At 60.0% G+C, this 22,694-nt stretch carries 18 protein-coding genes; 6 read left to right on the plus strand and 12 right to left on the minus strand.

Annotation, left to right across the window (positions count from 1 at the left end):
• The first annotated feature begins 46 nt into the window (after positions 1 to 46).
• Together QUE41_RS14755 and QUE41_RS14760 are read left to right on the plus strand one after the other, a co-directional pair.
• Positions 47 to 640, plus strand: coding sequence for a TetR/AcrR family transcriptional regulator (locus QUE41_RS14755; protein WP_286339772.1), 594 nt, complete (start codon positions 47 to 49; stop codon positions 638 to 640).
• A gap of 80 nt (positions 641 to 720) precedes the next feature.
• The gene (locus QUE41_RS14760; RefSeq protein WP_286339773.1) at positions 721 to 1,944 is read left to right on the plus strand and encodes an NADH:flavin oxidoreductase/NADH oxidase family protein; all 1,224 of its coding nucleotides are present in this window, start codon (positions 721 to 723) and stop codon (positions 1,942 to 1,944) included.
• Positions 1,945 to 2,007: 63 nt separating this feature from the next.
• On the opposite strand, the gene QUE41_RS14765 is transcribed toward QUE41_RS14760, so the two are convergent.
• Positions 2,008 to 2,310 (minus strand): NrfJ, encoded by a 303-nt coding sequence (locus QUE41_RS14765; RefSeq protein WP_286339774.1) that lies wholly within the window; start codon positions 2,308 to 2,310, stop codon positions 2,008 to 2,010.
• 233 nt (positions 2,311 to 2,543) lie between these two features.
• Between QUE41_RS14765 and QUE41_RS14770 the strand changes: the two genes are divergently transcribed.
• Both QUE41_RS14770 and QUE41_RS14775 read left to right on the plus strand, forming a co-directional pair.
• Positions 2,544 to 3,608, plus strand: coding sequence for an energy transducer TonB (locus QUE41_RS14770; RefSeq protein WP_286339775.1), 1,065 nt, complete (start codon positions 2,544 to 2,546; stop codon positions 3,606 to 3,608).
• A 185-nt stretch (positions 3,609 to 3,793) separates the two neighbouring features.
• Positions 3,794 to 4,675, plus strand: coding sequence for a hypothetical protein (locus QUE41_RS14775; protein WP_286339776.1), 882 nt, complete (start codon positions 3,794 to 3,796; stop codon positions 4,673 to 4,675).
• A gap of 40 nt (positions 4,676 to 4,715) precedes the next feature.
• Here QUE41_RS14775 and QUE41_RS14780 read toward each other — a convergent pair whose 3' ends face one another.
• The 9 genes from QUE41_RS14780 to sdhC form a co-directional block, all read right to left on the minus strand.
• A complete protein-coding gene (locus QUE41_RS14780; protein WP_286339777.1) occupies positions 4,716 to 5,297 on the minus strand; it encodes a beta-class carbonic anhydrase in 582 nt (193 codons plus the stop codon).
• 356 nt (positions 5,298 to 5,653) lie between these two features.
• Positions 5,654 to 6,526 carry a succinate--CoA ligase subunit alpha gene (sucD, locus tag QUE41_RS14785; RefSeq protein ID WP_286339778.1) on the minus strand — a complete coding sequence of 291 codons (873 nt, stop codon included), beginning with the start codon at positions 6,524 to 6,526 and terminating at the stop codon, positions 5,654 to 5,656.
• The gene (gene sucC / locus QUE41_RS14790) at positions 6,526 to 7,692 is read right to left on the minus strand and encodes an ADP-forming succinate--CoA ligase subunit beta (protein WP_286339779.1); all 1,167 of its coding nucleotides are present in this window, start codon (positions 7,690 to 7,692) and stop codon (positions 6,526 to 6,528) included. Before sucC ends, sucD begins: the two co-directional genes overlap by 1 nt.
• 94 nt (positions 7,693 to 7,786) lie before the next feature.
• On the minus strand, positions 7,787 to 8,983 hold the full coding sequence (odhB, locus tag QUE41_RS14795; RefSeq protein WP_286339780.1) for a 2-oxoglutarate dehydrogenase complex dihydrolipoyllysine-residue succinyltransferase: 1,197 nt from the start codon (positions 8,981 to 8,983) through the stop codon (positions 7,787 to 7,789).
• 20 nt (positions 8,984 to 9,003) lie between these two features.
• On the minus strand, positions 9,004 to 11,817 hold the full coding sequence (gene sucA / locus QUE41_RS14800) for a 2-oxoglutarate dehydrogenase E1 component (protein WP_286339781.1): 2,814 nt from the start codon (positions 11,815 to 11,817) through the stop codon (positions 9,004 to 9,006).
• A 192-nt stretch (positions 11,818 to 12,009) separates the two neighbouring features.
• On the minus strand, positions 12,010 to 12,717 hold the full coding sequence (locus QUE41_RS14805) for a succinate dehydrogenase iron-sulfur subunit (protein WP_286339782.1): 708 nt from the start codon (positions 12,715 to 12,717) through the stop codon (positions 12,010 to 12,012).
• A gap of 13 nt (positions 12,718 to 12,730) precedes the next feature.
• Positions 12,731 to 14,485 (minus strand): succinate dehydrogenase flavoprotein subunit, encoded by a 1,755-nt coding sequence (gene sdhA, locus QUE41_RS14810; RefSeq protein ID WP_286339783.1) that lies wholly within the window; start codon positions 14,483 to 14,485, stop codon positions 12,731 to 12,733.
• On the minus strand, positions 14,486 to 14,833 hold the full coding sequence (sdhD, locus tag QUE41_RS14815) for a succinate dehydrogenase, hydrophobic membrane anchor protein (protein WP_286339784.1): 348 nt from the start codon (positions 14,831 to 14,833) through the stop codon (positions 14,486 to 14,488).
• Entirely contained in the window at positions 14,827 to 15,201 is a 375-nt protein-coding gene (sdhC, locus tag QUE41_RS14820; RefSeq protein WP_286339785.1) for a succinate dehydrogenase cytochrome b556 subunit, read from the minus strand. Before sdhC ends, sdhD begins: the two co-directional genes overlap by 7 nt.
• Positions 15,202 to 15,611: 410 nt before the next feature.
• Between sdhC and QUE41_RS14825 the strand changes: the two genes are divergently transcribed.
• Positions 15,612 to 16,901, plus strand: coding sequence for a citrate synthase (locus tag QUE41_RS14825; RefSeq protein ID WP_286339786.1), 1,290 nt, complete (start codon positions 15,612 to 15,614; stop codon positions 16,899 to 16,901).
• A gap of 147 nt (positions 16,902 to 17,048) precedes the next feature.
• Here the strand turns inward: QUE41_RS14825 and QUE41_RS14830 are convergent, their stop codons facing one another.
• Together QUE41_RS14830 and rluC are read right to left on the minus strand one after the other, a co-directional pair.
• The gene (locus tag QUE41_RS14830) at positions 17,049 to 17,693 is read right to left on the minus strand and encodes an HAD-IA family hydrolase (protein ID WP_286339787.1); all 645 of its coding nucleotides are present in this window, start codon (positions 17,691 to 17,693) and stop codon (positions 17,049 to 17,051) included.
• Complete coding sequence (gene rluC / locus QUE41_RS14835; RefSeq protein WP_286339788.1) at positions 17,690 to 18,670, minus strand: 23S rRNA pseudouridine(955/2504/2580) synthase RluC; 981 nt, start codon at positions 18,668 to 18,670, stop codon at positions 17,690 to 17,692. Before rluC ends, QUE41_RS14830 begins: the two co-directional genes overlap by 4 nt.
• Before the next feature lie 554 nt (positions 18,671 to 19,224).
• Between rluC and rne the strand changes: the two genes are divergently transcribed.
• Positions 19,225 to 22,584: a ribonuclease E gene (gene rne / locus QUE41_RS14840; protein ID WP_286339789.1), complete on the plus strand. Its 3,360-nt coding sequence runs from the start codon at positions 19,225 to 19,227 to the stop codon at positions 22,582 to 22,584.
• Positions 22,585 to 22,694: the final 110 nt, after the last annotated feature.

The raw sequence follows: 22,694 nt of genomic DNA on the forward strand, positions 1-22,694 counted from the left end.
AAATTTGGGCTTCACATTCCCAGACGACCGGTCATATAATATCCCCATGGCAAGACCAAGACGAAGCGATCACAATCGGCAACCCCTGCTGGAAGCGGGCATCAGCCTGCTCAGTGAACAGGGCTACCACGGCACCGGCCTGAAGCAGATCCTGGATCGGGTGAAGATCCCCAAGGGCTCCTTCTACCACTATTTCGACAGCAAAGAGCAGTTTGCCGCCGAGGTGATCAGCCACTACATCGACCAGTACCTGCAGCAACTCAAGCAGGCAACGGATCTGCCGGAGCGGGCTCCGATGGATCGCCTGTTGGCGGCCATAGACCTGAGTCTGGCCCGACTGGAGCAGGAGGGGCTGACCAAGGGCTGCATGCTCGGCAATCTGACCGCAGAGATAGGCGGCCAGAGCGAGCTGTGCACCCAGGTGATGCTCCAGGGCTGGACCCTGTGGCAGGGCTGGCTGACTCAGCAGTTCGAAGAAGCCCAGCAACGCAAAGAGGTTCGACAGGACTTGACCGCCGAACAGATGGCCAGGCTGTTCTGGGATCGATGGCAGGGGGGCCTGCTGCACGTCAAGCTCAAAGGCAGTACTGAAGAACTGCGCAATGATATGGAGTTGATGCTCAAGGTCATCTTGCGCTAACCCCAACAAATACCCGGCGCAGCACAGGCTGCGCTTTTTTAGAGATCATTTGTAGACGACCGGTCTAATAGGAGAAATGGATGACTGATATTTCCACCCCGCTGCAACTGACCCCACAGCTGCAGGTCAGCAACCGCCTGTTCAAATCCGCCATGAGCGAACAGTTGGGCGATCGCAACCACAACCCCACCTCCGCCCTGCCCCGGTTGTACCGCACCTGGGCCGACGGCGGCATCGGCCTCTCCATGACCGGTAATGTGATGGTGGACAGAACCGCCCTGGGTGAACCCGCCAACGTGGTGCTGGATGCGCAGAGTGATCTGGACGCCTTTCGCGCCTGGGCCGAGGCCGGCAGGAGCAACGGCAGTCAGATCTGGATGCAACTGAACCATCCCGGCAAACAGATCCCCGCCATGCTCAGCAAGGAACCTCTCGCCCCCTCCGCCATCCCCCTGGGCGGCGGCCTGGAGAAATCCTTCAATACCCCAAGGGCGATGACCGGCGACGAGATAGCCCGGACCATTGGTGCCTTCGCCACCGCCGCCCGCCTGGCCAAAGAGAGCGGATTCGACGGCGTGCAGATCCACGGCGCCCACGGCTACCTGGTGAGTCAGTTCCTGTCGCCTCGCCACAACCAGCGAGAGGATGAGTGGGGAGGGGATGCCCGGAAACGGATGCGTTTCGTGCTGGAGGTCTACCGGGCCATTCGCGCCGAGGTGGGCGATGAATACCCCGTGGGCATCAAGCTGAACTCGGCAGATTTCCAGAAGGACGGCTTCAGCGAAGAGGAGTCCATGGCGGTGGTGGCAGCCCTGGAAGCGGAGGGGATCAACCTGATTGAGATCTCCGGCGGCACCTACGAGGCGCCGGCGATGATGTCCGGCAACCGCAAAGCCTCCACCAAGGCAAGGGAGGCCTACTTCCTGGAGTACGCCGAACAGGTACGCAGCCGGGTGTCCGTGCCCCTGGTGGTCACCGGCGGTTTCCGCAGCAGCCGAGGCATGAACCAGGCCCTGGCCAGCGGCGCCGTCGATATGGTGGGCCTGGCACGGCCGCTGTCGGTGATGCCGGACATGCCCAACCGCGCCATGGCCGATAAGGAGTTTGAGATACGCTTCAAGGAGCCCACCACCGGCTTTAAAGGGGTGGACGCCATGGCAATGCTGGGGATCACCTGGTATGAGTTCCAGTTGGAGCGCATGGGCCGCGGCAAGGCCCCCAAACCCAACCTGTCGGCCTGGCTGGCGGTGGCCGGCACCTTCAAGCGTCTGGGCGCCCACGCCTTCCGCCAGCGCCGCGCCTAAAAGGGCGCAGCACAAACAGAAACGGGGTCCCACAGGACCCCGTTTTTTTCAGCCGGTCTGGCCTTACTTCACCACAATCTTGCCGGCGAAGATGATGGGAGAGAAGGTGCGCTTCAGGCTCTTGCTTTCGAAGCTTGGCAGGTTCATCTGCTCGTCAAACTCCACCTTGTCACCCTTTTGCACCTTGGTCTCTGGCGCGGCGGCCCACACCAGCTTGCCCTCTTCCTTGATCTGCACATAGGTGTAACCGCCGGCGTTCATGGTCTCCACCACTTCGCCAGTGTGCAGTTGGCCCGCGTGCGCTGCCGCAGCCATACCCAGAGCCAGAATCGCAGTGCTGGCTGCCTTAACCAAAGTCTTAAACATGTTCATCCCTTGTATGGATTTCAGTGAGCTATTGGTGCAATTAAAGCAGTGATGAGCGCTTGGGACCAGCTTTTGCGGCAACTCTGCTAGATAGCGCGCAAACCCCAAAAAAAGTTGCAGAGAAAAGGAACTTTTTACTCTGCCGGACCAAACCGTTCCAGCAGTGGATTCTCTTTACATTCGACTGAATTTATTTAATATTTTCCAGCTAATCCTAAAACAAGGACGTCACCATGAACCGTTCCCTACTCATCGGAGCCCTGGCACTGAGCCTGAGCCTGCCCCTGCAAGCCGCGTCCGAGACCTCGGCATTTGACCAGGCTTACCACGCTTACCAGCAGGCGATTGCCGCCAAGGACACACAGGCCGCCCTGGTCCATGCCCGGGAAGCCTATCGGCTGGGTGCCGACCTCTATGATGTCGACTCGGTCGACTACGCCAACCTGGGTATCAACCTGGCCAAGCAACTGCCCCCCGACGAGCAAGACGAAGCGGCCTCCCTGCTTAAACAGGCTTTAAAGAGCTACAAAAAAGCCTATGGCAGTCAGAGTGAAAAGCTGCTGGAGATCTATGCTCGGCTGGTCGAAAAGGATTTCGACCATCGTAAGAGCCACCTCAGCGCTCTGCTCGCCCTCGGTGAAGAGATCTATACGGAAGATTCCCTGGCCTACGCCAATCTGATGCTGGAAGCATCACGCATCTGCATGCGCGACAGCCAACTGGCCAGAAAGGGCCGCAACCTGGCCAGTGACGCCCTGGAGATCATCCAAGAGAAGGCCCCCAAGGAAACCCTGGAGCGGGTCGAGGCGGAGTACCTCAACGGCCTGTGGGCCGACGGGTTCCGCAAAAAAGAGGCGGCCATTGAGCATTTCAGCACCGTCATCGAACTGCTGGATGTGCTGGAGTACAGCCACCCCTATGCCCTGGCCGCCCACTCCCGCCTGGTCCCCCTGCTGGAGCAGAGCGGTCGCAGCGACGATGCCACCGCTCACTGTCTGGCCATCGCCCAGATGAAACCCTGGGACAACAACCAGGAGCAGAAACCACTTTTTCGTCAGGAGCCAAGATGGACACCGGCCGCCCTCAAGCGCGGTAAGAAGGGCTCTGTCGTGCTGGACATCACCATAGACAAACAGGGCTTTGTGACCGACATGGAGGTGCTCGACAGCCAGGGCCACAAGGACTTTATCAAAGAGACCAAGAAAGCGGTGAAGAAGTGGCGCTACGCCCCCAAGTTCCAGGATGGCCAGCCGGTAGCGGCCACCACCAAGGTGAGAATGGATTTCTTTGTGCGCTAAGGTTTCCCCTATTTCCCGTAACAAAGCTTGCCCAGGCAAGCTTTTTTTCTGCCATCTCCCTAAAGGGTCTGGCGACCGGTTTGCTCCTGCCCCTCCGCCAGCCCGCGCCATTGACAGCTTAGGCACAACAAAATAGGGTAAAGCCCGAACACGGCATTAGCCAATTGGCGCAACAAGGAGACGTTATGCCAGGAAAATGGATTTTGGGCCTCGCTCTGCTGTTCAGCAGCCATGTCCACTCGCAAAAGCTCAACGAAATGAGCGTGACTGAGGCGTTAGAGCACTGCACCAGTCAGTGGCAAAAGCGCCAGCGCCTCGAGGGGTGCGACTCTCACGGCTACAAAGATGTGTTTCGTGTCCATGACGTCGAGGGCAACGACCATGCCCGCTTCCAGTTCTACACCCGCACTCTTGAGCTCAATGGCAAGCCGGTGATTCGCCAGGGCATCAAGCTGGTGGTGAATTGCAATCAGTGCCAGCGCACATCCCCTGAGCAGATCGCCGCCCTCATAGGCACGCTGCCGGAAGCTGTGCTGACCGCCCACCTGAATACTCGGGTTCACACTCAACTCTGGTCTGTCGACGGGCGGGTCGCCGACCCACAAGCAACCCAGTCCAATCTGTCCGGTGTAGTAAAAGAGACCTATGGGCTGACCCGGCCCAAAGACGCGGCATTGGCACTGGTGTCCCAGCGGATCCAGGAGGAGTACAAAGTCTTGGAGATGCACGATGCCCAGGGAAGGCTGCAGGCCCTGTACCGGCTGAGCCCACTGGATGGCCACTCTTTGATTCTGGATCTCACCGATAAGCGCATCTCTGCGCCCACCGGCTTGCAGTTTGCTGCTGATGCAACCGAGATGGACAAACTGGCCGGCCTGTTTGTCTCCCCTTCCTACTACGCCACGCCGGTCAGCCAGGCCCAGGGACGGGAGTGTTCCATGAACTTTCGCCGCTGCCCCAAGACCGCGACCTGGCAGAGCCTGGTCGCCTGTGCCGATGAGGCATCACTGGAGCAAGCGCAGGCGCACCTAAAGGCGTTTAGCGCCGGTCCGGGCACCTGTCAGTAGCCCGGTCCCCAGGACGGCGTATCCGGCCCTGAGCCGGCCGCTACGCCGCCCTGCCCGCCTCTGTCGCCTCAGGCACCTCTAGTAGCTCACCGCTGGCACAGTCGTAGATGTAGCCATAGATAGGGATGGTGGCCGGCACCATGGGGCTTTGCCGGATTCGGCTGACATCCTCCACCACACTGGTGGCGTTGTCTTTGAAGGTCAGCCAGTTGATGTACTTACCCTCTACTGTACCGCCCCCGGCCTTGCTGTCCTGCCAGCCGCCTTTGGTGAATGAGGCGGTGTTCAGGCTGCCGGACAGCAGTTCTCCCATCACCTCGCTGGTGAAGGTCTCCATGCCGCAGTCGGTATGGTGGATGACAAACCACTCCCGAGTGCCCAGCAGCTTGTAGGAGATCACCAGAGAGCGGATGGCGTCGTCGCTGGCGCGGCCGCCGGCATTACGGATGACGTGGGCGTCCCCCTCCGCCAGTCCGGCAAACTTGGCCGGGTCCAGCCGGGCATCCATGCAGGTCAAGATGGCAAACTGTCTCGCTGGAGGCATAGCTAAGTCACTTTTTTCTCCAAATTCCGATACATAGTCGGCGTTGGCCGACAATACCTGTTCCACAGTCTTGCTCATGCTACCCCCTCGCCCCTAAGGCGCTGTAGAAGAGGTCTCACCCTTAAGTTTAGGCCCGACCTGGCTAGCCCTTTGAAATCCCTTGGAATGAGTTATAAGCGGATCTGCGGCTGCGGAGCGCGCACAAAAAAACGGGCCCCTTTCGGGGCCCGCCTCTGTACCGGTCAGTGAGTGAGCACCGACACGATTCAGATGATACCAATTTCACTAAATATCTGTTCACTACTGCTGGCTTAAATTGTCCCACTCTGCGTTGTAAGACTGGCTGTTAGGGCCACTAGCAGCGGCGTCTTACGCCTTGATTGGAACAATTTCTTCGTCGCATTAGATTGAACATCTACCTAATGAAACTGGCATTACCAACCGGTGATTTCGCGCAGGGCGGAACCGATCTCGGCCAGGGAGCGCACGGTCTTCACACCGGCGTCTTCCAGGGCGGCAAACTTCTCGTCGGCGGTACCCTTACCACCGGCAATGATGGCGCCGGCGTGGCCCATACGCTTGCCCGGAGGTGCGGTCACACCGGCGATGTAGGAGACCACTGGCTTGGTGACGTTGGCCTTGATGAAGGCGGCCGCCTCCTCTTCCGCGGTACCACCAATCTCACCGATCATCACGATGGCTTCGGTGGCCGGATCCTTCTCGAACATCTCCAGCACGTCGATGAAGTTGGAGCCTGGGATTGGGTCACCGCCGATGCCCACACAGGTGGACTGGCCGAAGCCTTCGTCGGTGGTCTGCTTAACCGCTTCATAGGTCAGGGTGCCGGAGCGGGAGACGATGCCCACCTTGCCAGGCTTGTGGATGTGACCGGGCATGATGCCGATCTTGCACTCGCCGGGGGTGATGACGCCGGGGCAGTTGGGGCCAATCATGCGCACGCCTGCCTGGTCCAGCTTCACCTTCACTTCCAGCATGTCCAGAGTCGGGATGCCTTCGGTGATGGTGACGATCAGCTCGATACCGGCATCGATGGCTTCCAGGATGGCATCCTTACAGAAGGGCGCTGGCACATAGATGACGGTGGCGGTGGCGCCTGTGGCCTCTACCGCTTCGCGTACGGTGTTGAACACGGGCAGACCCAGGTGGGTGGTGCCACCCTTGCCTGGAGACACGCCGCCCACCATCTGAGTACCGTAGGCAATGGCCTGCTCGGAGTGGAAGGTCCCCTGACCGCCGGTAAAGCCCTGGCAGATCACCTTGGTGTCTTTATTGATAAGAACGCTCATTACTGACCCTCCGCGGCTTTCACTACTTGCTGCGCGGCGTCGGTCAGACTGGTGGCAGCGATGATATTCAGACCAGACTCGGCCAGGCGCTGTTGGCCCAGCTCGGCGTTGTTGCCCTCCAGGCGAACAACCACAGGCACCTCTACGCCCACCTCTTCCACGGCACCGATGATGCCGTCGGCAATCAGGTCACAACGTACGATACCGCCGAAGATGTTCACCAGTACCGCCTTCACGTTGGCGTCGGACAGGATGATCTTGAACGCTTCGGTAACGCGCTCCTTGGTGGCGCCGCCACCCACGTCCAGGAAGTTGGCAGGCTGGCCGCCGTGCAGGTTGACGATGTCCATGGTGCCCATGGCCAGACCGGCGCCGTTCACCATGCAGCCGATGCTGCCGTCCAGGGCCACGTAGTTCAGCTCCCACTGAGCCGCGTGAGCTTCACGGGCGTCTTCCTGGGAAGGATCGTGCAGCTCGCGGATGGAGGATTGACGGTACAGAGCATTGGAGTCAATGTTGATCTTGCCATCCAGGCAGTGCAGGTCGCCCTGGTCGGTGATCACCAGAGGGTTGATCTCCAGCAGAGCGAAATCCAGGTCCAGGAACATTTGGCCCAGGCCCATGAAGATCTTGGTGAACTGCTTGATCTGGTCACCCTTCAGGCCCAGTTTGAACGCCAGCTCACGGCCCTGGTAAGGCTGAGGGCCCACCAGGGGATCGATGGCGGCCTTGTGGATCAGCTCGGGGGTCTCTTCCGCCACCTTCTCAATCTCTACGCCACCCTCGGTGGAGGCCATAAAGACGATGCGCTGGGTGCCACGGTCAACCACGGCGCCCAGGTACAGTTCATTGGCGATGTCGGTGCAGGATTCCACCAGGATCTTGGCCACGGGCTGGCCGTTGGCGTCGGTCTGGTAGGTCACCAGATTCTTGCCCAGCCAGTTCTGAGCGAACTCGCGGATCTCATCCTTGCTGGACGCCAGCTTCACACCACCGGCCTTACCACGGCCACCGGCGTGCACCTGGCACTTAACGACCCACTTGTCACCGCCAATCTTATCGGCGGCTTCGGCAGCTTCCTGAGGGGTGTCACAGGCGTAGCCCTCAGACACGGGCAGGCCATACTCAGCGAACAGCTGCTTAGCTTGATACTCATGCAGATTCATATGTTCTATCCATATAACGTCTTGTTATTCCAGTCGTATTCCGACCAGGCATGGGGTGACCGCACCAGTAATCCGGTGCGGTCGCATTTTGGTATTAGATGTCCAACAGCAGGCGCGTCGGATCTTCCAGCAGCTCCTTGATGGTCACCAGGAAGCCCACGGACTCTTTGCCGTCGATGACGCGGTGGTCATAGGAGAGCGCCAGGTACATCATCGGCAGGATCTCAACCTGACCATTGACCGCCATGGGGCGATCCTTGATGGCGTGCATCCCCAGGATGGCGCTCTGAGGCGGGTTGATGATGGGGGTGGACATCAGCGAGCCGAACACACCACCGTTGGTGATGGTGAAGTTGCCACCGGAGAGCTCCTCGACGGTCAGCTTGCCGTCACGGCCCTTGATGGCCAGCTCCTTGATGCCCTTCTCGATCTCGGCCACGGACAGCTTGTCGGCGTCACGCAGAACCGGGGTCACCAGGCCGCGTGGGGTGGACACGGCGATGCTGATATCGAAGTAGTTGTGGTAGACCATGTCGTCGCCGTCCAGGGAGGCGTTCACCTGGGGGTAGCGCTTCAGGGCTTCCACCACCGCCTTCACATAGAAGGACATGAAGCCCAGGCGGATGCCATGGCGCTTCTCGAAGATGTCCTGGTACTGCTTGCGCAACTCCATAATGGGCTTCATGTTGACCTCGTTGAAGGTGGTCAGCATGGCGGTGGAGTTCTTGGCATCCAGCAGACGCTCGGCGATGCGCTTACGCAGCCGGGTCATGGGCACGCGCTTGTCGGTGCGGCCATTGAGCTCAACCGCAGGCGCAGACTCGGCAGCAGCCGGCGCGGCGGCGGGCTTGGATTTGAGGAAGGCTTCCACATCCTCTTTGGAGATGCGGCCGCCAACGCCGGTGCCCTTGATCTGGGCGGCGTCCAGGTTGTGCTCGGCAATCAGGCGACGCACTGAGGGGCTGAGCGCATCATTGGCGTCGGCCTCTTCGGCTGCAGGGGCTTCCGCCTTGGCCTGGGCTTCCTCTTTGGTCACTTCGGCACCGGGGGCGGCGCCGGCCTTGAACATGGCGATCACCTGCTCCGCCAGGACGGTGTCACCCTCGGCGTGAATGATCTCGCTGATGGTGCCGTCTTCCGGCGCCACCACTTCCAGTACCACTTTGTCGGTTTCGATGTCCACCAGGTTCTGGTCGCGGCTGACGCTTTCACCGGGCTGGACGTGCCATGTGGCAATGGAGGCATCGGCGACTGACTCTGGCAGTACGGGGACTTTAATTTCGATGCTCATCTGAACCTTTCCTTGTGCAATTATTCTTCAATATTCAGGGCGGCATTCACCAGCGCCTGTTGTTGTTTGTTATGGACAGAGGGGTACCCCACCGCCGGTGCCGCGGAGGCCTGGCGGCCCGCGTAAGTCAGGTTTGCCCCGGAGGGGATCGCCTGCCAGAAATGGTGCTGACTGGAGTACCAGGCCCCCTGGTTCTGGGGTTCCTCCTGGCACCAGACGAAATCGGTCACGTGCTGATAAGCCTCGAGCACCCTGGCCATCTCTTCATGGGGGAAGGGATAGAGCTGCTCGACCCGAACCAGGGCCACGTCGGTAATCTCATTGCGACGGCGCTTCTCCAGCAGGTCGAAGTAGACCTTACCGGAGCAGAACACCACCCGGTTCACCGCCTTGGGATCCAGATCATCCAGTTCGCCGATGACGTTCTGGAAGGTGCCGTTGGCCAGCTCCTCCAGGTCGCTCACCGCCAGAGGATGGCGCAGCAGAGACTTGGGCGACATCACCACCAGGGGGCGGCGCATGGGGCGCACGCTCTGACGGCGCAGCATGTGGTACACCTGGGCCGGCGTCGAGGGCACGCACACCTGCATGTTGTGGTCGGCACACATCTGCAGGAAACGCTCCAGTCGGGCGGAGGAGTGCTCCGGTCCCTGGCCCTCATAGCCGTGTGGCAGCAGCATGGTCAGGCCACACAGGCGGCCCCACTTCTGCTCACCTGAGCTTAAGAACTGGTCAATCACCACCTGGGCACCGTTGGCGAAGTCGCCAAACTGGGCTTCCCACATGGTCAGGGTGGCCGGCTCGGCAGTGGCGTAGCCATATTCGAATGCCAGCACCGCCTCCTCGGAGAGCACCGAGTCGTAGATCTCAATGGTGCCCTGGTCATCGCGCAGGTGGCGCAGCGGCATGTAGGTGGTGGCATCCTCCTGGTTGTGCAGCACCGCATGGCGGTGGAAGAAGGTGCCCCGGCCTGAATCCTGACCGGTCAGGCGGATTCGGGTGCCTTTGTCCAACAGGGTGGCGTAGGCCAGGGTCTCGGCCATACCCCAATCCAGGGGCTTCTCACCGGCCGCCATCAGCTGGCGATCCTTGTAGGTTTTGGCCACCCGGGATTGCAGCTTGTGGGACTCGGGCACATCACAAATGGCCTTGGCCAGTTCGGTCAGTTCCGGCATGGGCACCTGGGACTGGTACTCAGAGTCCCAGTCGTGGCCCAGGAAGGGACTCCAGTCGACGGAGTGGGCTTCCATGGTGCGCCACTCGGGCACCACGCACTCACCCTGGTCCAGCAGTTCACGGTAGGCGTTGATCTGCTCGGTGACCTCTTCCGGGCTCATCACCTGGCTGTCGATGAGGCGATCGGCGTACACCTTGCGTGGCGTCGGGTGCTTCTTGATCTTCTGGTACATCAGAGGCTGGGTGGCATTGGGCTCATCCGCCTCGTTGTGACCGTGTCGACGGTAGCAGATGAGATCAATCACCACGTCGCGGCCAAACTCATAGCGGTAGTCCACCGCCAGTTGCGCCACGAAGGCCACCGCTTCAGGGTCGTCCGCATTCACGTGGAAGATGGGGGCCTGCACCATCTTGGCGATGTCGGTGCAGTACTCGGTGGAGCGGGTGTCTTCCGGGTTGGAGGTGGTAAAGCCCACCTGGTTGTTGACCACTACCCGCACACTGCCGCCTACGCTGAAGCCGCGGGTCTTGGACATGTTGAAGGTTTCCTGCACCACACCCTGACCGGCGATGGCGGAGTCGCCATGGATGGTCACCGGCATCACCTTCTGGCCGTTCTCACAGCCGAGGCGGTCCATACGGGCGCGCACCGAGCCCATCACCACCGGATTCACGATCTCCAGGTGAGAGGGGTTGAAGGCCAGAGCCAGGTGAACGTTGCCGTTGGGAGTGGCGAAGTCGGAGGAGAAGCCCTGGTGGTACTTCACGTCACCACTGCCCAGGGTCTCGTCGTGCTTGCCGGCGAACTCGTCGAACAGATCCTGGGGCTTCTTGCCCAGTACGTTCACCAGCACGTTGAGGCGGCCGCGGTGCGCCATGCCCACCACCACCTCTTTGGTGTCGTGGTGACCGGCGCGGTAGATGAGCTCGCGCATCATGGGGATCAGGGCATCACCGCCCTCCAGGGAGAAGCGTTTGGCGCCGGGGAACTTGGCCCCCAGGTATTTCTCCAGGCCTTCGGCGGCGTTGAGGCCAGCCAGGATCCGTTTCTTGTGTTCGCTGTCGAAGCTGGCTTTGCCGGAGGTGGGCTCCAGGCGCTGCTGAATCCATCGCTTCTCCTCGGTGGAGGTGATGTGCATGTACTCGGCACCGATGGACCCACAATAGGTGGCCTTCAGTGCGTCCAGCAACTTGGACAGCTTCATGGTGTCACCGCTGGCCGAGGCGTAGGAGCCGATGTTGAATTCGCGCTCCATGTCGGTGTCGGTGAGACCGTGGAATTCTGGGGTCAGTTCGGGGACAGGGTCACGCTTCCACAGACCCAGGGGATCCAGGTCGGCGGCCTGATGGCCACGGAAGCGGTATGCGTTGATGATCTGCAGGACCTTAACCTGCTTTGCGGTCAGTTCAGGGTCGACGGCGGTCTTCACCGAACTGGTCTGCTCCATGGCTACCTGACGGAAGTAGTCCTGGATGCGACGGTGATTCGCCTCCTGGCCCGCTCCGTTGGTGGGCAACCGGTCGAAGATGTCACGCCACTGTTGCGATACCTCTTCTGGTTCGTCCAGGTAGAGTTCGTACAGCTCTTCGATGTAACTTGCGTTGGCACCGGCTAGATGGGAGCTGTCCAGCCAGTCCTGCAGTGAGCCTTGTTGCATCTGTATTCCTTTATCAACCAAGCCTGGTTATACCTGTTGCCTTTCTAAGGCATTGTTATTGTTTTTACCACTGCCCTTTAGTCGTAATTTATCGATTCGGGGCGTTAGAGCACTATACAAAAAGGTCACGCTCTTCGCAGCCGAAGAGGTGACCTTGATATTAAATACAACGATAAACAACGCGTTGCATCATTACACCGCCCGTTGCAGCAACATTGACTTGATGTGACCGATCGCCTTGGTGGGGTTCAGACCCTTGGGGCAAACGTTCACGCAGTTCATGATGCCGTGGCAACGGAACACGCTGAAGGCGTCGTCCAGCTCTGCCAGGCGTTCGTCGGTGGCGGTGTCGCGGCTGTCCACCAGGAAGCGGTAGGCGTGCAACAGGCCACTGGGGCCGACAAACTTGTCCGGGTTCCACCAGAAGGAGGGGCAGGCGGTGGAGCAGCAGGCGCACAGGATGCACTCATACAGTCCATCGAGCTTTTCACGCTCTTCCGGGGATTGCAGGTGCTCGCGGCCCGGGTTCTTATCGTCATTGATAAGGTAGGGCTTCACCTTCTCGTACTGCTTGTAGAACAGGCTGAGATCCACCACCAGGTCGCGGATCACCGGCATGCCGGGCAGCGGACGAATCACCAGCTTCTTGCCGTTGAAGGCAGAGATGGGGGTGATACAGGCCAGGCCGTTCTTACCGTTCATGTTGAGGCCGTCGGAGCCACACACGCCTTCACGGCAGGAGCGGCGGAAGGTCAGGCCGGGATCCTGCTCCTTGAGCATCATCAGCACGTCCAGCACCATCATGTCCTTGCCTTCCGGCAGGTCCAGGGTGTAATCCTGCATGCTGGGCTTGGCGTCAGTCTCCGGGTTATAGCGGTAGACAGAAACTTGCAAACTCATTCCCTGTCCCTCCTTAGTAGGTACGCTTCTTGGGCGGGAAGGCTTCCCGCAGCTTGGGCGTCATGTTCACATCGCGCTTGGACATCTCACCTGTGATGGGGTCATACAGGGAGTGGCACAGCCAGTTGCCGTCATCCCGCTCGGTGAAATCTTCACGGGAGTGGGCGCCGCGGCTCTCGGTGCGGAAGTTGGCCGCCTCGGCAGTGGCCAGCGCGGTTTCCATCAGGTTGTCCAGTTCCAGGCACTCGATGCGGTTGGTGTTGAACGCCTTGGAGCGATCGTTGAGCTTGGCGTTCTCCAGACGGGCCTTGATGGTCTTGAGCTCCTTGAGGCCTTCCGCCATGGCGTCGCCCTGACGGAATACGGAGAAGTTGAGCTGCATGCAGTTCTGCAGGTCCTTGCGGATCTGGTTGGGATCCTCGCCGCTCTGGTTGCTCTCCCAACGGTTGAGGCGCGCCAGGGAGGCATCGATGTCGGACTCGGACGCATCGCGTGCTTCGGTCTGAGCCGCCAGGGTTTCACCCAGGTGCTTACCGGCCGCGCGACCAAAGACCACCAGATCCAGCAGGGAGTTGCCGCCCAGGCGGTTGGCACCATGTACCGATACGCAGGCGATCTCACCCACGGCAAACAGACCCTGAACCGGCTTGTCGCCCAGGCCGATCACCTGGCCGTTCACGTTGGTGGGTACCCCGCCCATCATGTAGTGACAGGTCGGAATCACCGGAATCGGCTCCTTCACAGGATCAACGTGAGCGAAGGTACGGGACAGTTCACAGATGCCCGGCAGACGGGACTCCAGTACCTCTTCACCCAGGTGGTCCAGCTTCAGCTTGGCGTGTGGACCCCAGGGGCCGTCACAGCCTCGGCCTTCACGGATCTCGGTCATGATGGAACGGGCCACCACGTCACGTCCGGCCAGGTCCTTGGCGTTGGGGGCGTAACGCTCCATGAAGCGCTCACCATCTTTATTCAGCAGATAGCCGCCTTCACCACGACACCCTTCGGTCACCAGTACCCCGGCGCCGGCGATGCCGGTGGGGTGGAACTGCCACATCTCCATGTCCTGAACCGGAACACCGGCACGCAGGGCCATGCCGACACCGTCACCGGTGTTGATGTGGGCGTTGGTGGTGGAAGCGTAGATGCGACCGGCGCCGCCGGTGGCCAGCACGGTGGCCTTGGCCTTGAAGAACACAATCTCACCGGTTTCGATGTCGATGGCGGTGGCACCGACCACGGCACCGTCTTGGTTCTTCACCAGATCCAGGGCGTACCACTCGGAGTAGACTTCGGTCTTGTTCTTGACGTTCTGCTGGTACAGACAGTGCAGCAGGGCGTGGCCGGTACGGTCCGCTGCGGCTGCGGTGCGGGCCGCCTGCTCACCACCGAAGTTCTTGGATTGGCCGCCGAAGGGGCGCTGGTACACCTTGCCATTGTCGAAACGGCTGAAAGGCAGGCCCATGTTCTCCATCTCGATGATGGCTTCAGGACCGGTCTTACACATGTACTCGATGGCGTCCTGGTCTCCGATGTAGTCGGAACCCTTGACGGTGTCGTACATGTGCCATTCCCAGTTGTCTTCGTGGGCATTGCCCAGCGCCACCGTGATGCCACCCTGGGCGGACACGGTGTGGGAACGGGTCGGAAATACTTTGGACAGCAGGGCACAGGATTTGCCCTCCTGAGAAATCTGCAGTGCTGCGCGCATGCCTGCGCCGCCGGCACCAATGACGATAGCGTCAAATTCGCGTACTGGAATACTCACTTACACACCCCACAGAATAACAACACCGGTGGCCAGGTAGGCCAGCAGGACAACGTTGATCGCAAACAGGATAAAAGCACGAAGCTTGGCGGGCTTGATGTAGTCGGTGGCCACCTGCCACATACCAATCCACCCGTGAATCAATACGCTGAACAGCGCCAAAAGGGTGAAAACTTTCATGCCCACAGAAGCGAACAGCCCCTGCCAGGTGTCAAACGTCAGTGAGGGGGAGGTCACCAGGTAACCCACCAGAAACAGAACGTAGGCCAACATCACCAGGGCGCTGGCTCGAATCAGAACGAAATCCTGGACGCCGCTGCGTCCAAATGTCGCGGCATTCTTTACCATAACCAGACTCCTGCCAGAACGGATACCACCAGAGTAATGGCAAAGCTGACCTTGGCGGACGCGTTACCGGACTCCATCTCTTCAAAGTGTCCCAGGTCCTGGAACAGGTGACGAATGCCGCCGATGGCATGATACGCCAGTGCGGTGAGGATTCCCCATACGATGAATTTGACGAAAAACGTCTGGAAGTAGGATTGAACCTGGGCAAATCCTTGAGCACTGCTCAGGGACGTGGCCAGTAGCCATAGCAGGATGGCGAGGGCGACGAAGGTGATGACACCACTGACGCGATGCAAAATCGACGCAATCGCCGTGGCGGGAAACTGGATCTGACTCAAATCCAGGTACACAGGTCTTTGCTTATTCACAGCTGCTCACTCAGCTCCATTGAGCACTTTTTGTTATTTCCACCGAAATTGGGACGTCCGTCCCTACTCCTAGGTAGGCGTTTTAAACAGAAAATAGGCAATATTTTAGCCGAGTGATTGCTGGAAAATTCCGCATGACCTCACCGCTCTACTGCCTCTTTTCAGCGGCCCGGGCCCAGTATACATAGCGCTGTTTTTGATTACAAACATCACATTTTGCCAATTTCTGAGATTTGCCACACAGATCCATCCGAACCGGCAGTGAGCTGTGAATAGCGTCCAAAAGTGCATGAAAGTGAAGCAATTTCGATTAAACATCCGACCAGGCAATTGATTTTTGTGATTGCTGTCTCTTAAAATGGGACGGACGTTACGGATAGATAACAAGAATGTAGTAAGGAGAACACGGTATGGCTGAATCTAAAGCCACACTCCAGGTTCCAGGCCAGGAAGCGGTGGAACTGCCTATCAAACAGGGCACCGCAGGCCATGATGTAATCGACATCAGCTCGCTGGGCAAGCATGGGTACTTCACTTTCGACCCGGGCTTTATGGCAACCGCTTCCTGTGAGTCTGCGATCACGTACATCGATGGCGCCAAGGGCGTGCTGCTGCACCGCGGCTACCCCATAGACCAACTGGCCACCCGCTCCAGTTATATAGAAGTCTGCTATCTATTGCTGTTCGGTGAGCTGCCCAGCAAGGCGCAGCTGGAGAAGTTCGAAAAAACAGTGACCTACCACACCATGGTCCACGAGCAGATCTCCACCTTCTTTAAAGGTTTCCGTCGCGATGCCCATCCCATGGCGATCCTCTGTGGTGTGGTTGGCGCTCTGTCCGCCTTCTACCACGACTCCCTGGATGTGAACGACCCCAAACACCGTGAGATCTGCGCCTACCGCCTGATCTCCAAGATGCCGACCCTGGCGGCCATGGCCTACAAGTTCAACCTTGGCCAGCCATTCGTGTATCCACGCAACGACCTCTCCTTCGCCGGTAACTTCCTGCACATGATGTTCTCTGTGCCCTGTGAAGATTACCAGGTGAACCCTGTGGTGGAACGCGCCATGGACCGCATCTTCATTCTGCATGCGGACCACGAGCAGAACGCCTCCACCTCCACGGTGCGACTGGCCGGCTCCTCCGGTGCCAACCCCTTCGCCTGTGTGTCGGCCGGTGTGGCCTCCCTGTGGGGACCCGCCCACGGCGGCGCCAACGAAGCCTGCCTGGAGATGCTGGCGGAGATCGGTACCGTTGACCGTATCCCTGAGTTCATCGCCCGTGCCAAGGACAAGGAGGACCCGTTCCGCCTGATGGGCTTCGGCCACCGGGTGTACAAGAACTTCGACCCCCGCGCTACCGTGATGCGCGAAACCTGTCACGAAGTGCTGAAAGAGCTGGACATCAATGATCCGCTGCTGGACGTGGCCATGGAGCTGGAGCGCATTGCGCTGGAAGACCCCTACTTCGTCGAGAAGAAGCTCTACCCCAACGTCGACTTCTACTCCGGCATCATCATGAAGGCCATCGGTATTCCGACCTCCATGTTCACCGTGATCTTCGCCCTGTCCCGTACCGTGGGCTGGATTGCCCACTGGCAGGAGATGCTGAGCCAGCCAGGCCACAAGATTGGTCGTCCTCGCCAGCTCTACACAGGTGCCGAAAAGCGCGATTACGCCGAGCTGTCTGACAGAGACTAACCGCTAAAAACAGAAAAACCCGGAACCTGGTTCCGGGTTTTTTTATGCCTGATGGGCAGTCAGCGACCTGTTTTTTGTCGGGTAACTCGATTGCCTCAATCGAAAAATACCCACAATATCTTTGCGCCAACTCCCCTTTTGGCAGCATCAGAGCAGTTCAAGCAGCTCCATGGGGTGATGGATGATCCCCTTAGGCGAGGCGGAACGAAGAACATCAACAGAGCCCGCACCGTAAGAAACCCCCACGCCGATGGCACCGGCGCGGTTGGCCATCTCCAGATCGAACAGGGCATCCCCAACCATCACCGCCCTGCCCGGCTGGCAATTGAGCTCGCCGCACAACTGCAGGATCATGTCAGGGTGAGGCTTGGAGGCCGCCTCGCTGGGGGTACGGCTGGCGTCGAACAGAGGTCGCAGTCCAGACACATCCAGCACCCGCTCCAGGCCCTGGCGCCCCTTACCTGTGGCCACCGCCAACTGATAGCCCTGCCCCTTGAGTTCATGCAGCAGCGCCTCGGCACCGTCAAACAGGGGCGTAGGCACATCGGAGCGCTCCAGGTACCAGCTGCGATAAGCCTGGATAAAGGGCTCCACCCGCTCAGGCGCCATATCCGGCACCAGGGTGTCGATGGCGGACTCGATGGAGAGGCCGATGATGGAGCGGACCGACTCGGCACAGTTCACCGCCATGGACAGCTCACTGCAGGCGCGCTGCCAGCTGTCGACGATGCGGTCCACCGAATCCATCAGGGTGCCGTCCCAATCGAAGATCACCAGATCGCACTGGCTCATGCGCCCCCCTCAGACTTCATCTGCTTGATCAGCTTCTGCAGCTTGGGCTCCAGAGGCGCTTCCAGCTCCATGGTGACCTCCTCCCCCGGATGGAGGAAGCGCAGCTTATGGGCATGGAGGAACAAACGGTTCAGCCCCTTGCCCTTCATGGTGCGGTCGAAGCCGTCGTCACCGTAGCGGTCGTCACAGGCGATGGGGTGGCCCTTGCACTGGGTGTGCACCCGAATCTGGTGGGTACGGCCGGTGATGGGGCTGGCCTCCACCAAGGTGGCGTCTGAGCCAAAGCGCTCCAGCACCCGGAAACGGGTCTCAGACGGCTTGCCTTCGCCGCTGACCCGCACCATGCGCTCACCGGAGTTGAGGGTGTTCTTCAGCAGCGGCTCATTGACCACCCGGTCTCTGTCCTGCCATTTGCCCTTCACCAGCGCCAGGTACTGCTTCTTCATGGTCTTGCTGCGCAGCTGGTCCTGCATATGCTTGAGGGCGCTGCGGCGCTTGGCCAGCATCAGCAGGCCTGAGGTGGCCCGGTCCAGCCGATGCACCAGCTCCAGGTTCTTCTCCTTGGGCCGCAATGCCCGCAGGGCTTCGATGACGCCGAAGTTCACACCGCTGCCACCGTGCACCGCAATGCCGGAGGGTTTGTTGATCACCAGGATCAACTTGTCCTCATAGACGATGCACTCCTCCAGCTGAGCCACCTTGGTGAGCTTGGCCGAGGGCAGATTGTCCTGCTGAGACTTTTCAGATACTCGAATGGGGGCGATCCGCAGCTGGTCACCGGCCTGCAACTTGTACTCGGGCTTGATCCGTTTCTTGTTGACCCGGACCTCACCTTTGCGAAGCAGTCGATAAATAAGACTTTTAGGAACCCCTTTGAGGAAAGTGCGCAAAAAGTTATCAATCCGCTGGCCCTCGTAGTCGGGCTCCACGGTCACCCATTGCACCTTGGGTGAATTACTCTGTGATGAATCAGTCATGGGCGCCATTGTACACCTATTCGCACTCAGGCGGACAATATGGAGAATGTTGATTGCCGCAAGAGGCGTAAGTTGCTATATTCTTGCCGTTGCAGCTTGACTAAAAGTTGAATTTTTAGCGCGTCTGCACAGATTTGGTCCTGCTATCGGTTTTTATAGATAAGACCTTCGATGCCAGGTCCGGGACAGTGAGGAACTCTCTCCTGCCATAGGACCGGCACGAACCTCCAACCGAGCAGTTGACCCCCCTAAACAGGAATGCAAAATCGGAAACCGTTTCAGGTCCTCCGTCCGGTGACGTACCGGGATAGAATTTCGGCCGCAACGCCCTATGGCGCTGCGGCAGCAGTTGTAAGCTGCACAGCAAAGTGAACCGGGGTTGAGACAGAGCATCTGCGGCGTGCCCGCAGCCAACCCCCCAAGTAACCTGATGTGTTGATGGGCAAAGCCCCGGTCAACCAGTCGTGAGACTGCCTAAAAATTGATTCTGGGGCGCCGGTGCAGCCGACGCTCGACCTGAAAGCGGTGACCAATGGAAAATTGGACCACCCAAAATGAAAAGAATGTTGATCAACGCAACTCAATCCGAAGAGTTGCGTGTTGCCCTGGTTGATGGGCAACGTTTGTACGACCTGGATATTGAAGCACCAGGCCATGAGCAGAAAAAAGCCAACATCTACAAGGGTAAAATCACCCGAGTAGAGCCCTCTCTGGAAGCCGCCTTCGTGGACTACGGCTCAGAGCGTCACGGCTTCCTTCCCCTGAAAGAGATCGCCCGCGAGTACTTCCCCGAAGGTTACTCCTTCCAAGGTCGCCCCAACATCAAAGAGGTGATCAAAGAGGGCCAGGAAGTGATCGTTCAGGTGGACAAAGAGGAGCGTGGCAGCAAGGGCGCGGCCCTGACCACCTTCATCAGCCTGGCTGGCAGCTACCTGGTTCTGATGCCCAACAACCCTCGTGCCGGTGGCATCTCCCGCCGCATCGAAGGTGATGAGCGCACCGAGCTCAAGGATGCCCTGAGCCAGCTGACCGTGCCTCAGGGCATGGGCCTGATTGTTCGCACCGCCGGCGTCGGCAAAGCCGCCGAAGAGCTGGAGTGGGATCTCAAGGTTCTGCTGAACCACTGGGATAAGATCCAGGAGGTCTCCCAGTCCCGTGCCGCTCCTTTCCTGATTCACCAGGAAAGCAACGTGATTGTGCGCGCCATCCGTGACTACCTGCGCCGTGACATCGGCGAAATCCTGGTGGATCACCCCCGCATCTACGACGAAGCGGTTCAGCACATCAACCTGGTGCGCCCCGACTACGTCAGCCGCGTTAAGCAGTACAAGGCCGAAGTGCCGCTGTTTACCCACTACCAGATCGAAAGTCAGATTGAGTCCGCTTTCCAGCGTGAAGTGCGTCTGCCCTCCGGTGGTTCCATCGTTATCGATCCCACCGAGGCCCTGACCGCCATCGACATCAACTCCGCCCGGGCAACCAAGGGTGGCGATATCGAAGAGACCGCGCTGCAGACCAACCTGGAAGCCGCCGATGAGATCGCCCGTCAGCTGCGCCTGCGCGACCTGGGTGGCCTGGTGGTCATCGACTTTATCGACATGGGCCCAGTGCGCCATCAGCGTGAGGTGGAAAACCGCCTGCGTGACGCCGTTCGCCAGGACCGCGCCCGTGTTCAGATTGGCCGCATCTCCCGTTTCGGCCTGATGGAGATGTCCCGTCAGCGCCTGCGCCCCTCCCTGGGTGAGTCCTCCGCACACATCTGCCCCCGCTGTAGCGGCCAGGGCGTAGTGCGTGGTACCGAGTCCCTGGCCCTGTCCATCCTCCGCCTGATGGAGGAGGAAGCGATCAAGGACAACACCGCCCAGATTGAAGCCCAGGTGCCCACCGACGTGGCCGCCTTCCTGCTGAACGAAAAGCGTAAGGCGATTCGCATCATCGAGGAGCGTCACAAGGTTGAGGTGTACGTAATTCCTCATCCGCACATGGAGACCCCACACTACACCGTGGTGCGTCACCGTAAGGATGACACCATCACCGAGGCCAGCTACAAGATTGCCGAAGCGCCAGAGCCGGTGCTGTACGAGCCGCGCAAGCTGGAGAAGCAGGTTGCCGACCGTCCCGCCATCCGTGCCATGGAAGCGCCCAAGCCTGAAGAGCTGAAGCTGCAGTCCAAGGCCAAGCAGGAAAAGGCCAAGCCTCAGCCGAAGAAGGATAAGCAGCCTAAGGCCGAGGAGGAGAAGCCCTCCCTGCTGACCAAGCTGGCCGGTGCCCTTAAGTCCCTGTTCGGCGGCGAAGAGGAGCAGCCGAAGCAGGAAGAGAAGAAAGAATCCCGTGACGGTAAACGTAGCGACCGTCGTCGTAACGACCGCCGTCGTGGCGAGCGCGGTGACCGCAAAGAGCGTGGCGACCGTAAAGAGCGCGGCGAGCGCAAAGAGCGCGGCGACCGCAAAGAGCGTGGCGAACGCAAAGAGCGTGGCGAGCGCCAGGAACGCGGCGAACGCCAGGAGCGCGGTGACCGTCAGGAGCGAGGCGAACGTAAAGACCGACGTCGCCGTGACGACCGTCGTGACGACCAGAAGTCTCAGGAAAGACAGGAGCGTCGTCAGTCCGAGCAGCAGGCCCGCACCGACGAGAAACAGGAGCAACCCAGCCGCCAGCGTCGTCGTCGCAAGGATCTGGAGCCCGCCGCCGCCGAAGCTGAAGTAGCCGCTGCTGCTCAGGAAGCGCCTAAGCAGGAGAAGCGTGAGCGCGAAGTGGTGAAAGAGCGCCGCCAGCGCCGCAAGATGGACAAGTCCGTACGTCTGAGCGCCGAAGGCCGCGACAGCGCCCCAGTTGCCAAGGTGGAAGAGACCGCCCCGGTTGCCGAGGAAGCGCCAAAGGCCGTTGAGACTCAGGTTGCTGAAGTGACTGCCACCCAAGCCCCAGTGGACACCCAAGCCGACGCCAAGCCTAAGGCTCAGGAGAGCATGGAGGCCAAGGCCGAGGAAGCTCAGGCTGCTGAGGGTGACAACGGCGAGAATGGCGAAGAGGGCGAGCGTGAAAACAACCGCCGCAGCCGCCGCAGCCCACGTCACCTGCGTGCCGCAGGCCAGCGTCGCCGTCGCAAGCGCGACGATGACAATGGTGATGCTGACGCAGATTCCGCCGAACTGGAAGCGGAAGCTCAGAAAGATCCTGTGACCGCCCGCTACCCTGAAGCCACCGAGATGGCGGAAGAGACTCAGCTGGAGATGTTCGACGGTCAGGCAGATGCTCCTCAGGATGCGTCTGAAGAGAAGGCCGAAGCACCTAAGCCTCGTCGCAGCCGTCAGCCTCGCAGCCGCAAGCCCAAGTCCGACAAGGGTGAAGCCAAGAGCAGTGACGCCGCCGAGCCTAAAGCGGCAGAAGCCAAGGCCGACGCCCCTGTGGAAGCCAAAGCCGACGCGCCTAAGGCCGCCGAGCCCAAAGCCGAAGCGCCTGCGGTAGAAGCCAAGGCCGCTGAGCCCAAAGCCGAAGCGCCTGCGGTAGAAGCCAAGGCCGCTGAGCCCAAGGCCGACGCGCCTGCGGTAGAGGCCAAGGCCGCTGAGCCCAAGACCGAAGCGCCTGCGGCAGAAGCCAAGGCCGTGGAAGCCAAGGCCGCCGAGCCAAAAGCCGTGGAAGCCAAGGCCGCCGAGCCAAAAGCCGTTGAAGCCAAAGCCGCCGAGCCCAAGGCCGTAGAAGCCAAGGCCGCCGAGCCCAAGGCTGCTGGCAGCCGCTTTGCCAAGGCCGCATTCTCCCAAGCCGCCACCCCAGAGGTAGAGGTACCGGAGTTTGAGCCTGTGGTTGTCCCTAAGAGCGAAGAGGCTAAGGTGGAAGCCAAGCCAAACGACTTCGCTCAGAGCCGCTACCGCTTCTCCTCCAACGCCGGCATGACCAAGCCGACCGACGCGGAGTAAGCGCAGCGACCCGAAAAAACCGGCAGCCCAGTCTGCCGGTTTTTTTATGCCCGTCCCCCATCTGTTCACCGGCTGCGAATCTGTGCGCCTTTGCAGTTTTTTATCGGGAA

Source organism: Ferrimonas sp. YFM, from assembly GCF_030296015.1.
Classification (GTDB): Bacteria; Pseudomonadota; Gammaproteobacteria; order Enterobacterales; family Shewanellaceae; genus Ferrimonas.

Excerpts from the sequence above, each read along its gene's own strand:
- sdhD (WP_286339784.1), bottom strand. The coding sequence starts at position 14,833 with ATGGTAAAGAATGCCGCGACATTTGGACGCAGCGGCGTCCAGGATTTC.
- QUE41_RS14755 (WP_286339772.1), top strand. The coding sequence starts at position 47 with ATGGCAAGACCAAGACGAAGCGATCACAATCGGCAACCCCTGCTGGAA.
- sucC (WP_286339779.1), bottom strand. The coding sequence starts at position 7,692 with ATGAATCTGCATGAGTATCAAGCTAAGCAGCTGTTCGCTGAGTATGGC.
- rne (WP_286339789.1), top strand. The coding sequence starts at position 19,225 with ATGAAAAGAATGTTGATCAACGCAACTCAATCCGAAGAGTTGCGTGTT.
- QUE41_RS14770 (WP_286339775.1), top strand. The coding sequence starts at position 2,544 with ATGAACCGTTCCCTACTCATCGGAGCCCTGGCACTGAGCCTGAGCCTG.
- QUE41_RS14775 (WP_286339776.1), top strand. The coding sequence starts at position 3,794 with ATGCCAGGAAAATGGATTTTGGGCCTCGCTCTGCTGTTCAGCAGCCAT.
- QUE41_RS14765 (WP_286339774.1), bottom strand. The coding sequence starts at position 2,310 with ATGTTTAAGACTTTGGTTAAGGCAGCCAGCACTGCGATTCTGGCTCTG.
- rluC (WP_286339788.1), bottom strand. The coding sequence starts at position 18,670 with ATGACTGATTCATCACAGAGTAATTCACCCAAGGTGCAATGGGTGACC.
- QUE41_RS14830 (WP_286339787.1), bottom strand. The coding sequence starts at position 17,693 with ATGAGCCAGTGCGATCTGGTGATCTTCGATTGGGACGGCACCCTGATG.
- odhB (WP_286339780.1), bottom strand. The coding sequence starts at position 8,983 with ATGAGCATCGAAATTAAAGTCCCCGTACTGCCAGAGTCAGTCGCCGAT.
- sucD (WP_286339778.1), bottom strand. The coding sequence starts at position 6,526 with ATGAGCGTTCTTATCAATAAAGACACCAAGGTGATCTGCCAGGGCTTT.
- QUE41_RS14780 (WP_286339777.1), bottom strand. The coding sequence starts at position 5,297 with ATGAGCAAGACTGTGGAACAGGTATTGTCGGCCAACGCCGACTATGTA.
- QUE41_RS14825 (WP_286339786.1), top strand. The coding sequence starts at position 15,612 with ATGGCTGAATCTAAAGCCACACTCCAGGTTCCAGGCCAGGAAGCGGTG.
- QUE41_RS14805 (WP_286339782.1), bottom strand. The coding sequence starts at position 12,717 with ATGAGTTTGCAAGTTTCTGTCTACCGCTATAACCCGGAGACTGACGCC.
- QUE41_RS14760 (WP_286339773.1), top strand. The coding sequence starts at position 721 with ATGACTGATATTTCCACCCCGCTGCAACTGACCCCACAGCTGCAGGTC.
- sucA (WP_286339781.1), bottom strand. The coding sequence starts at position 11,817 with ATGCAACAAGGCTCACTGCAGGACTGGCTGGACAGCTCCCATCTAGCC.